Here is a 10,691-nt window from a genome sequence, read left to right on the forward strand (position 1 = left end):
GCGTTCAATTGGAGATTCATTCGTTATACAATAATTTTAATGGACTTACCAATTATTTACCACGAAGATTACGTTGCACCTCTGCCACCGGATCACCGCTTCCCGATGGCAAAGTTTCGGATGCTTTACGAGATGCTGCTCGCGGACGGGGTAGCAGATAAATCGCAATTTCACGCTCCCGAACTTCCCCCTCAAGAATGGATTGAATTAGTCCACGACCACTCCTATGTTCAAGCTTACTGCAACGGGACGCTCGATAGCAAAGCGACTCGGCGAATTGGTCTGCCTTGGAGTCGGGCCCTTGCTAATCGCACTTGCACTGCGGTTGCAGGAACTGTACTAACTGCAAAGCTCGCTTTAGACTACGGTTTGGCTTGCAATACTGCGGGCGGAACTCATCACGCCTTCCCAGCTTTTGGGTCGGGTTTTTGTATTTTTAATGATTTGGCGATCGCCTCTCGCGTCTTGCAAAAAAATGGTTTAGTTCGCAAAGTTTTAATTGTCGATTTAGATGTCCACCAAGGAGACGGAACCGCCGTAATTTTCCAAGATGACAGTAGCGTTTTTACTTTCTCCATGCACTGCGAAGTCAATTTTCCCGGCACTAAACAAAATGGCGATTTAGATGTACCTTTGCCTGTCGGTATGGAGGACGACGAGTATTTACAAACCTTGGATAAATTCTTACCAGATTTGCTTTCAAATGTCAAGCCCGATTTAGTTTTGTACGATGCTGGAGTAGACCCTCATCACGGTGACAAACTGGGAAAATTAGCTTTAACTGATACGGGCTTATTTCGCCGGGAAATGCAAGTTTTGATGGCGTGTTTGGCTGGTGGCTATCCCGTTGCCTGCGTGATTGGCGGGGGCTATTCCGATGACGCTAAGGGGTTAGTTTACCGACATTCGCTGCTGCACCGAGCCGCCAGTCAAGCCTACAGGCAGTATCGACTGTGATCCAGAGCGGCGATACTTCGGAAATATGGCGGAAAAAACAGTCTCCCTCACCGAAATAAATAAAAATACTATTAGCGATCGCTCCAGCTTGCCAGATCGGTACAACTTGAGCTAAAAAGTTGTTAAACAAACAACGGTACTTATGTCGAAGGCCAGCGACTCCAATCACCCCTATCCACTGCTGGTTGTCATTGTTAACTACCGAACCTCTAGTTTGACAATAGACTGCTTGCGCTCTCTAGTTAGCGAAGTTCAATCGCTGCCCGGTATGCGAGTTGTAGTTGCCGACAATGCTTCAGGCGATCGCTCCGTCGAAGAAATTAGTAGTGCGATCGCCTCAGAAGGCTGGAATGAATGGGCATCCTTCGTTCCCCTAGACCGCAACGGCGGATTTGCCTTCGGCAACAACGCCCTGATCCGTCCCGCCCTCCAATCCACCAATCCCCCCCCTTACTTCCTGCTGCTCAACCCAGACACCATAGTTCGCCCCGGTGCCCTCAAAGCCCTCGTCGATTTCATGGACACTCATCCCGAAGCCGGCATCGCCGGCAGCCGCTTGGAAGACCCCGACGGCACGCCCCAGGAGTCAGCTTTTCGGTTTCACAACATCTTGACGGAACTCGATTTTGGTTGGCGGACAGGCTTTATATCCAAGTTATTAGCCAACTGGGCCGCAGCGCCTCCCATTTCCCAAGAAACCTGTCAAACTGATTGGGTAGCTGGAGCCAGCATGATCGTCCGTCGCGAAGTATTTGAAAAGATTGGCTTGATGGATGAAGCTTATTTCATGTACTGCGAAGAAATGGACTTTTGTCTGCAAGCGAACAAAGCTGGCTGGAGTTGCTGGTACGTACCCGAAAGTCGCGTGGTGCACTTAGTCGGCCAAAGCTCAGGCGTCACTGACACCAAAAAGCCCGCCAAGCGGCTGCCGACTTATTGGTTTGATTCCCGGCGTAGGTACTTTATCAAAAACTACGGCTTGGTTTACACAGCATTAACTGATGTATCCTGGGCTTCAGGTTTTGCAGCCTGGAGGGTGCGTCGCGTACTTCAAGGCAAACCAGATGGCGATCCACCACAATTGCTGAGGGATTTTGTATTAAATAGTGTATTTTTTAAGGGGGGTAAGATTGAAAAATCCAAAAACTTTTAAAGGGAGTTGGTAAATCGGTAAAAGCCAACTAAACCAGGTTAACCTAGGCAAAGCAAAATATTTGCAGAGGCAGACCAGGAATTAGTATTCTTGAGCGATAAAACCGGGTTGCTTTTTTCTCAAAAACCTGATTAACCAATTAATATCGTGGGCATCTAGCAATACAGTAAACAAGAAATAGTGTGAATTAGAGCTTATGGTAACTGAGCAAAACTTAATCACCAGTGAAAATCAAGTAGAAAACCCCGGCATGGGACTGTGGCAGCAAATTAAAGAAGACTGGATTGCTCATGGTCGAGATTGGACAAAACCGGGATTTCGCGCCGTAGCAGTGCAGCGTTTTGGCGTCTGGAGAATGCAGGTAGAACCGAAATTACTGCGAGCTCCTTTGAGCATTATTTATCGATCGCTCTACCGAAAAGTCCGCAATAGTTACGGGATAGATTTGCCTTACACTGTGAAGCTCGGTCGTCGCGTGGTGATTGAACATCAAAACGCTATTATTATTCACGGATATTGTACGATCGGCGACGACTGCATTATCCGCCAAGGCGTAACTTTGGGAAACCGCTATTTGGACAAACCGCTAGAATCTCCTCAATTGGGCGATCGGGTTAACGTCGGCGCTGGCGCAAAAATCCTCGGAAAAGTAAACTTGGGAGACGACGTAAATATCGGTGCCAATGCTGTAGTTTTATCAGATGTTCCCGCAGGTCAAACTGCCGTTGGTATCCCAGCCAAAATTATCAAATCCCGCCCTGCTGAAAACAATACTTAAATCATTGTCTTCCTTCTGCCTTTTCCTTCTCCTATAACTCTGCGGAGATTCCATCAATCTACCTACTCAAGTTAAAGATGGCTGTTAAGGCAAACTCCACACATAGGCACAATTGTCAACATCATCAAAATATTCCACAAATAATGGTTGAGTCAATCACTAAGCCAATCGTTTCTGCTACAGAAGCAGACTGGAGCCGCGAAAAACCCAGCAACTGGTGGGAACCCAGTCGCCAACTGCTCAAATCTATCCGCAACTATCAAAAGTGGCAGAAGCAGGGTGGAATTGCAGGATATATTTTATGCCGTTGGAACGTTATTCAGTATCGATTTTGGAGCGTGGTAACTGCAACAGACATCCCTTTAAACTGCCAAATACAAGGAGGACTGGTGCTGCCTCATCCTAATGGCATTGTCATTCATCCCAGTGCTTCCATTGGCCCTAACTGTCTGATTCTTCAACAGGTGACAATTGTTGGTGATGTCAAAATCGGCGGTCACGTCGATATCGGTGCAGGAGCGAAAATTATTCGCTCCGTAACGATCGGCGATCATGCTTTGATTGGTGCCAATGCTGTGGTGATTTGTGACGTGCCACCAGGTGCAACCGCTGTGGGAATACCGGCAAAAATAATCGAAAAAAAAACCCAGGGAGTCTGAAAAATAATTTCTATAAGTCGCAGAAAAATTAGGAAATTAGCTCGACTTTTATTAAAATATAAAAGGAACTGCTCAGTAGTCGAATTTTAGAGGTAAGAGTTGAAACAAGTGGGATTAGTGGCGATCGGACGAAATGAAGGGCAGCGCCTCCGCCAATGCCTAGTGTCTGCCACAGACAAAGTTGCCCGCGTCGTCTATGTCGATTCCGGCTCAACAGACGGTAGCCTAGATTTAGCCCGATCGATCGGAGCCGATACAGTTGAACTCGACCTATCTATACCGTTTACCGCAGCACGCGCCAGAAATGAAGGCTTTGCCCGCTTGCTGCAATTAGTTCCAGACATCGAATTTGTCCAATTTGTAGACGGCGACTGCGAAATCGTTGACGGCTGGATCGATCGGGCCTACAGCGAACTCACAGCCAAACCCGAGGTAGCAGCAGTATGCGGGCGCAGGCGCGAACGATACCCCGAAGCCAGCATCTACAACCAATTGTGCGACATCGAGTGGGATACCCCCATCGGCGAAACCAAAGCCTGCGGTGGCGATTCCATGATGCGCGCGGCAGCATTTGAGCAAGTCGAAGGTTTCAATCCCACACTAATAGCCGGCGAAGAACCCGAACTGTGCTTGCGGTTGCGCCAAAAAGGTTGGAAAATCCTCCGCTTAGATGTAGAAATGACCCTGCACGACGCGCAAATGAGCAGTTTCTCTCAGTGGTGGAAGCGGGCTCAAAGAGCGGGTCACGCCTATGCCGAGGGTTCCTGGATGCACGGCAGCGAACCAGAGCGCCATTGGGTCAAAGAAACCCGAAGCACCTGGCTGTGGGGATTAGTCTTACCAGCCCTAGCCTTGGCAATGACATGGCCGACAAAAGGCTGGAGCTTGTTACTATTGAGTGGCTACCCCTTAGCAACCTATCGCACCTATAACTATTATATAAAGCATCGGGATCTCACAACTAAAGACGCAGCCATCTACGCTTTGTCATGCGTATTAGCCAAATTTCCCCAGCTACAAGGTCAAATCCAGTTTCACCAGCGCCGATTGTTGGGGCAGCAGAGCAAACTAATCGAATACAAAACAACCAACTCTATTAATTCAGCCAGCTAGAATTACAGGTAACGTGCCAGAAAATCCACCCCTGAGTAGCAAACAAATGAGTAATAAAAAATTAAAAGTTTTACTAATTGTAGAGCAGTGCAATCCTGACTGGGCATCTGTACCTTTGGTGGGATACAATTTTTTTCAAAAAATTAACAACTTAGTTGATGCAACCCTCGTTACCCATATTAGAAATAAACCCGCTCTCGAAAAACACCCGGAATACGAAAATATTTTCTAGCTGGAAGAAGGAAATTTTAACAAACAGTATTATAAAATAGTAGCCAAGATTACGGCTAACGGGCGAGTAAATTGGCCTCTTTATAATGCCTTGAGCTACCCAATTTATGCAGAGTTTAATCAGCAAGTCTACCAAAAATTTAAAGGGAAAATTCTCAACGGAGATTATGACATAGTTCATGCAATTACCCCGATGATGCCCCGATATCCGTTTAAGGTAGTCAGTGTGTGTCAGCAGACTCCTTTTATTCTAGTGCCTGTGAATGGGGGCATCCCATTTCCACCAGGCTTTCAAGAAACGGCCAGACAAGAATTTGCTCAATTTGGTAGTAATAAATATGTAGTGAAGTTTAATTACAGTAATTGAATACATAAGATTATTTTATAAATAACACAATCAAATTTTGTGATTTTAATATTTCTTTACGCGCTCGAATGTAGATTGAGTTACAGTTAGGCTATCATAAGTAACTATTACTGGAATCCGTGGTATCTGCCAATATTAGTTTAGTCATAGAATATGCTACCCTCACGACCAAATTGCCCTGATTGTGGTTCAAATCACATAGTTAAAAATGGTAGAATTCATAATAAAAAACCAAAATACAAATGTCAAAGTTGCGGTCGCCAATTTGTCGAAAATCCGACCAACAAAGTAATTACCTCACAAACAATCATATTTAATCGATCGACTTCTTTTGGATAAGATTTCGTTGGCTGGTATAGCTAGAAGCACGGGTGTTTCTCAAAAATGGTTACAGGATTACGTAAATAATAAATATGCCTCAATCGAACGAACAGTAAAGGTTAAACCTAAAAAAAAAGTCAGATTGAATGTTGAATGTGATGAACTTTGGTCATTTGTAGATTGCAAAAAAAATAAGCAATGGGTGTGGTTAGCAATGGATAGAGAGACCAGGGAGCATCTCACCTTTGCGGCCAAGCTAGAAATTGGAGTTTTGAGGCAGGAGGCAGGAGGCAGGAGGCAGAAGGAAAGAGGAAGAAGGAAGGAGCCACAAGAAGGAAGGAGCCAGAAGAAGTATTTTTACAAATATGAGATGCTCCCAGAGACCAGAGAAATTATTGGTGTTTATATTGGCGCTCGTAGCGAAGAAGGAGCAAAACAATTATGGAATTCTCTACCTCCTGTATATCGACAATGTGCTGTTTGCTATACAGATTTTTGGGCTGCATATGCTTGTATTTTTCCTTCGCTACGCCATCAGCCAGTTGGTAAAGATAGTGGAAAAACTAATCACATTGAAAGATTTAATAATACTTTGCGCCAACGTGTTTCTCGGATCGTAAGAAAGACTCTTTCATTTTCTAAAAAGTTAGAAAACCATATTGGTGCTATTGGGTATTTTATCCATCATTACAACTATGTTTTGAGCCAATAAATATCTAATCACTACATATTTATTACTACCGTATTTTTAAGTCTCCTGATTCGTTGAAATTATCCCAACTAATTCGGTCTAAAAATACGTACCCATTTCGACAACTGGCTGACAGTTTTGCCCCGAATTCAACGGATTTCCCGGCTTTCCCTCTGACAATGGGGCGGATATGTGGTTGCTTTAAACTTATCCAACTGTCGGGAATACTATGTTCTTTCTTTTCATACATTGACAACTGTTGACGGTAGACTTCTGCAACTACTAACAGCATTTTATAATGAGATTTACTCAGCAACTGTAGCTCACCCATTCGCTCTATATTCGTCAAATTTCTTTGGATGTATTGCAGTTGTTTTTTAATGGCTTTTATTCTTTCTTTTCGTTGTGGTTTGCGTTTTTTTGCTAGAGTTAGGTATTCTTTCCTGGCTCGGTTTCGATATGCGATCGGCTTTTTTTTTACGGGTGACTGAATTTGATTGTGTAGAGCATCTATGATTTTTTCTGTATGTTCTCTTGCTTGATTTAATAGTCCTAAATCCGTCGGATATTTAATGTCGGATGGCGCGCAGGTTGCGTCTAATATTAATTTTCCTTGATTCTTAGGCTCACTTAGGTCTGATGACTTTTTTCTACTTCCTCTCCTTGCACTTGGGTCTGGTTTTTGACCATTTTTTCATTGATTTTATTGACGAGGTTGACACCTATTCTTTGCCGAAAATAAACGAACATGGATGAGTCAAATGGTGCTTCATTACTATAACCACTCAGACCTAGGAAGTATTGTAGGTATGGGTTTTCTCTTATTTGTTCTACTGTTTCGGCGTCGCTAGTTCCTAATCTTTCTTTGATTATTAATGCCCCCAAGGCCATACGAAACGATTTGGCGGGCGCTCCCGTTGAACAGGTGAAATTTTTGGCATATTCTACTTCAAATTCTGACCACGGAATTATTTTTGCCATGATTACCCAACGATTATTCTCTGATAATTGTCCCTGTCCGTTAAGGTCAAAGTTGGACGGTGCTTTTGGGGTTGGGTCAAGTTTTCGGTACATCAACGAAAGTGATACTGTGCATGGCTTTTGACTAATTTTAGCTCATAGTCTTACACTTTATCCGCGCCGCTCGCGAGTCAAAGTCTTTTCAGGTAAGGGTTTTAGGCTTATTCAGCAAGCCCTATGTAATTAATTTTGCTTAACTACTTAGCAACGAACTGGGGCGGCCCTGCAGATTATCTGAATTCCACTTGCGGTATTTTAGTAGAACCCGCTTCCAGAGAAGGCTTTGTCAAGGGACTGACAGATGCGATGCTCAAGCTCGCCCAGTCACCAGAATTGCGGCAGAGTATGGGTTGTGCGGGACGGGAACGAGTCCGGCAGCATTTTGATTGGGAACACAAAGTCGATCGAATGCTTGAAATTTATCAACAAACGATCGACGATTCCCCCAAGCATTAGGTAGCCGACCATTAAAGCATAAAGCAGCAGCTTTCAGGTTGAAAGCTGCTGCTTGGGGGTGCTAAAAATGTATGTGGCGACCCAAAGACCCCGCTCTACATCCTAGCTAGCTAAAAACGGGTTAACCCGTTTGTTTGGTTAACCCGCGAGCTTGGAAACATGCAGATCAATTAGTTTTGCACTACCAGCTTAACGTTGGCATTTTGCAAACCGCGCTGCTTGACTGCTGCCAAGGTCTTGTTAACTGCGTACTTCTGGTTGATGGAGTTGATTAACTCAGTTTGATTGTGCTTTTTGGCGACACCCCAGAGGTCGGCAATCAGGTCAAAGGAACCATCGCTATTGCGAGACCAACCGAGGTCATATTCGCCTTCCAGAATCGCCACGATGTCGGAGCGAACGCGCTGACCGTTATAGCCACGAACATCAGCTTCTGACTTGACTGAAATGCCCAAGTCGCGCAGGGAAGCTTTCAGGATTTCGGCATCGGTGATTTTGGTACGCAGTGTGCTAAAGTGAGACATTGGATTTCCTCCTAATACAACTGAGAGAGAAACAACAACGGTCTGGATTTAACGGTGCCGCTGGGCGGCTCTTGAATCGAACTGCTAGCTGTTGCTAGCCTTTGCTCCTGTTTGGACCAGGAGAAAGCTTTTAGAATTCCATTCGCTGGTATTCAGCGACGGAAGACGCAGCGGGCCGTGCACGCTGTCTAGCCCAATCTCGCAGGGCGGTGACCTGTTCGGTCATTGTTTTAGACAGTGGCATTGTGGATTTAATGGCCGCGATGATGTCTAGCTGCGTAAACTCTCGATCTTGAGCGAAGGCTTCGTACATTGCGGCTACTAGCGCTTGCTCAATCTCTGCACCTGAAAAGCCCTCGGAAACATTGGAAAGTTGCTCTAAATCGAAGCGAGTAATTTCCCGACGGCGCTTTGACAGGTGAATCTTAAATATATCTTGGCGTTCTTCTTTGGTAGGCAGATCAACAAAGAAGAGTTCGTCGAATCGGCCTTTCCTCAAGAATTCTCCCGGCAACCGCTCGATTCGGTTGGCTGTTGCCATTACGAAGACTGGGGAAGTCTTTTCTTGCATCCAAGTGAGGAACGAACCGAAAATCCGGCTGGAGGTGCCTCCGTCTGAGTCGGCCGAACCAGTGCCTCCTGCAAAGGCTTTGTCTAGTTCGTCGATGAAGAGGAGGGCTGGAGAGATCGATTCTGCGGTTTTGAGGGCATTGCGGAGGTTTGCTTCCGATCGACCCACCATCGAGCCGTCGTAGACTCTACCCATATCTAGCCTCAGCAGGGGCAGTCCCCAGAGGCGGGAGGTGGTCTTAGCAATCAGCGATTTTCCGCATCCGGGTACGCCGAGAATTAACATCCCTTTTGGTTGGGGCAGGCCGTATTCTCTCGCCCTTTCTGTAAAGGCGTTGGAACGCTGTCTCAGCCACCGCTTCAGCTCTTCTAAACCGCCGACTGCATCCAGGGTTTCGTCTTCTTCAATGAACTCTAGAATGCCGTTGCGCCGAATTAATTGCTTTTTCTCCGAAAGAACTATGTCTACTTCTTCTTCTGTGAGGCGCCCAGTCGAAACTTGGGCTTTGCGATAAACTTTTTCAGCTTCGTCCTTGGTCAATCCCAAGGCTGCTTTTAAAAGTTTTTCTCGCCCTTCTGTGGTAATGCGTCGCGATTTCGTTTGCTCCAACTGACCAGACAATACTTGGTTTAGTTCCTTCATGTCTGGCAACGCGAAGTCTAATACCACTACTTCCTTTTCTAGCTCGATCGGAATTTGCTGCAAAGGAGACATCAGTATAATTGTCTTTTGCGTTCCTTTGAAGTGGGCGATCGCATCGCGCAACCACCTCGTTACCGGAGGAGAATCTATAAAAGGATGCAAATCTTTGAAAATGTAGATGCTAGCGTTACTGTTGGGTTCTCGCTGCCTGATCACCCATTCAATTGCTGCCTCTGGCGAGACGGTGTTGTGTTGGGTGGTGGTGCGGGGTTGACCATACTCCACAATGCCGTGAGTTACAGTCCAGATAAATACTCGTCGCTGTGGTTTCGCTTGAGCTATTGTCGAAATTGCTTGCTCACACCGCTCTTCCTCGGATGTCACGAGGTAGATCAGAGGATATTGAGCTTGGATTAGAATACTGATCTCTTCTTGCATATTCCTCGACCCACTAGAGACGGTGCTATCTTTGCTGAATCTCAATGCTGCCATTAGCCCTGTTACTGAAATGTTCAGTTTTAGCTTTTTGGGGAAGCAAGGCATTCTTAGCAGGGAACCAATTCTTCCTCTCCCGGTTTGGCCGTGCTGGCACTGACGCCCGACACCTGCTTTACTGGAAGATCCTGTTCAGCCAATACGCTCGGCTGACTTGTTACGGATGCCAGTTCTCCATCTCGCATTACTACTGAACCCGTGCATTCTGGACAGTTGTATACCCGATGGGTTTGTCCGTAGGAGGCTTCTACTTCGTCAACCAGTTCGGGATTTCCTAGGTAGAAGACAATTGCCCTTTCTGCAATTGATGACATCGGTTCAGTTTCGACTGCGGCTCGGATTTTGAGCTGGCGATGCAGTTCTGGTGGAAGATACAATGTAACTTTTTGCTTTTCTTGCATATGACAGTGAATTGACTTACCCGGGTATGTATATCAGATTAGCCGCTTAATTCTTTGCTGTCAAGCCTCTATGCTGCTTTAGCGTCATCTTGTAATATTTCGTTACATTTGACGTAAATCTGGGGCAGTTAACAACGAAAAAGTTAGGGGTGTAGCTGATGAGGCCGAGGTGCAGCGGCAGGTATGGGTAGCGTCAATCGATTTGAGATTTTAGATTTGAGATTTTAGAGGCGACCCCACGGATAAATGCGGGGGCTTGAGGATTTTTGATTTTCGATTTTGGATTGATTCCACGGATAAATCACGTGGCGG

Annotated in this window: 12 protein-coding genes and 2 pseudogenes; 10 read left to right on the forward strand and 4 right to left on the reverse strand. The window is 45.7% G+C overall.

Annotated elements, in window-relative coordinates; genetic code table 11:
* Nucleotides 1-39: 39 nt before the first annotated feature.
* The 9 genes and pseudogenes from QUB12_RS19140 to QUB12_RS19180 all read left to right on the forward strand — a co-directional run bounded on the left by QUB12_RS19140 (nucleotide 40) and on the right by QUB12_RS19180 (nucleotide 6,291).
* Nucleotides 40-957 carry a histone deacetylase gene (locus QUB12_RS19140; protein ID WP_333142087.1) on the forward strand — a complete coding sequence of 306 codons (918 nt, stop codon included), beginning with the start codon at nucleotides 40-42 and terminating at the stop codon, nucleotides 955-957.
* 142 nt (nucleotides 958-1,099) lie between these two features.
* Nucleotides 1,100-2,110 (forward strand): glycosyltransferase family 2 protein, encoded by a 1,011-nt coding sequence (locus tag QUB12_RS19145; protein ID WP_333142088.1) that lies wholly within the window; start codon nucleotides 1,100-1,102, stop codon nucleotides 2,108-2,110.
* Nucleotides 2,111-2,306: 196 nt separating this feature from the next.
* Nucleotides 2,307-2,888: a serine acetyltransferase gene (locus QUB12_RS19150; protein ID WP_333142089.1), complete on the forward strand. Its 582-nt coding sequence runs from the start codon at nucleotides 2,307-2,309 to the stop codon at nucleotides 2,886-2,888.
* 143 nt (nucleotides 2,889-3,031) lie between these two features.
* Nucleotides 3,032-3,547, forward strand: coding sequence for a serine acetyltransferase (locus tag QUB12_RS19155; protein WP_333142090.1), 516 nt, complete (start codon nucleotides 3,032-3,034; stop codon nucleotides 3,545-3,547).
* A gap of 99 nt (nucleotides 3,548-3,646) precedes the next feature.
* Nucleotides 3,647-4,660 (forward strand): glycosyltransferase, encoded by a 1,014-nt coding sequence (locus QUB12_RS19160; RefSeq protein ID WP_333142091.1) that lies wholly within the window; start codon nucleotides 3,647-3,649, stop codon nucleotides 4,658-4,660.
* Nucleotides 4,661-4,706: 46 nt separating this feature from the next.
* Complete coding sequence (locus QUB12_RS19165; RefSeq protein WP_333142092.1) at nucleotides 4,707-4,892, forward strand: hypothetical protein; 186 nt, start codon at nucleotides 4,707-4,709, stop codon at nucleotides 4,890-4,892.
* 90 nt (nucleotides 4,893-4,982) lie between these two features.
* The gene (locus QUB12_RS19170; protein WP_333142093.1) at nucleotides 4,983-5,258 is read left to right on the forward strand and encodes a hypothetical protein; all 276 of its coding nucleotides are present in this window, start codon (nucleotides 4,983-4,985) and stop codon (nucleotides 5,256-5,258) included.
* A gap of 153 nt (nucleotides 5,259-5,411) precedes the next feature.
* A pseudogene (locus QUB12_RS19175) lies at nucleotides 5,412-5,802 on the forward strand (IS1 family transposase); the annotation flags it as partial.
* A complete protein-coding gene (locus tag QUB12_RS19180; RefSeq protein WP_445252026.1) occupies nucleotides 5,794-6,291 on the forward strand; it encodes an IS1 family transposase in 498 nt (165 codons plus the stop codon). The pseudogene QUB12_RS19175 and the gene QUB12_RS19180, both read left to right, overlap by 9 nt.
* A 34-nt stretch (nucleotides 6,292-6,325) precedes the next feature.
* Here QUB12_RS19180 and QUB12_RS19185 read toward each other — a convergent pair.
* Nucleotides 6,326-7,344 (reverse strand): annotated as a pseudogene (locus QUB12_RS19185) (IS5 family transposase); the annotation flags it as partial.
* A gap of 135 nt (nucleotides 7,345-7,479) precedes the next feature.
* Here QUB12_RS19185 and QUB12_RS19190 point away from each other — a divergent pair.
* Nucleotides 7,480-7,746, forward strand: coding sequence for a glycosyltransferase family protein (locus QUB12_RS19190; RefSeq protein ID WP_333142094.1), 267 nt, complete (start codon nucleotides 7,480-7,482; stop codon nucleotides 7,744-7,746).
* 170 nt (nucleotides 7,747-7,916) lie between these two features.
* Here the strand turns inward: QUB12_RS19190 and QUB12_RS19195 are convergent, their stop codons facing one another.
* The 3 genes from QUB12_RS19195 to QUB12_RS19205 form a co-directional block, all read right to left on the reverse strand.
* Nucleotides 7,917-8,270 carry a DUF1257 domain-containing protein gene (locus tag QUB12_RS19195; protein WP_006635781.1) on the reverse strand — a complete coding sequence of 118 codons (354 nt, stop codon included), beginning with the start codon at nucleotides 8,268-8,270 and terminating at the stop codon, nucleotides 7,917-7,919.
* A gap of 130 nt (nucleotides 8,271-8,400) precedes the next feature.
* Nucleotides 8,401-9,921 (reverse strand): stress-responsive protein Ycf46, encoded by a 1,521-nt coding sequence (gene ycf46 / locus QUB12_RS19200; RefSeq protein WP_333057291.1) that lies wholly within the window; start codon nucleotides 9,919-9,921, stop codon nucleotides 8,401-8,403.
* Between the two features lie 107 nt (nucleotides 9,922-10,028).
* Nucleotides 10,029-10,379: a hypothetical protein gene (locus QUB12_RS19205; RefSeq protein ID WP_006635783.1), complete on the reverse strand. Its 351-nt coding sequence runs from the start codon at nucleotides 10,377-10,379 to the stop codon at nucleotides 10,029-10,031.
* Nucleotides 10,380-10,691 lie beyond the last annotated feature (312 nt).

The organism is Microcoleus sp. B7-D4, assembly GCF_036705125.1.
Classification (GTDB): Bacteria; Cyanobacteriota; Cyanobacteriia; order Cyanobacteriales; family Microcoleaceae; genus Microcoleus.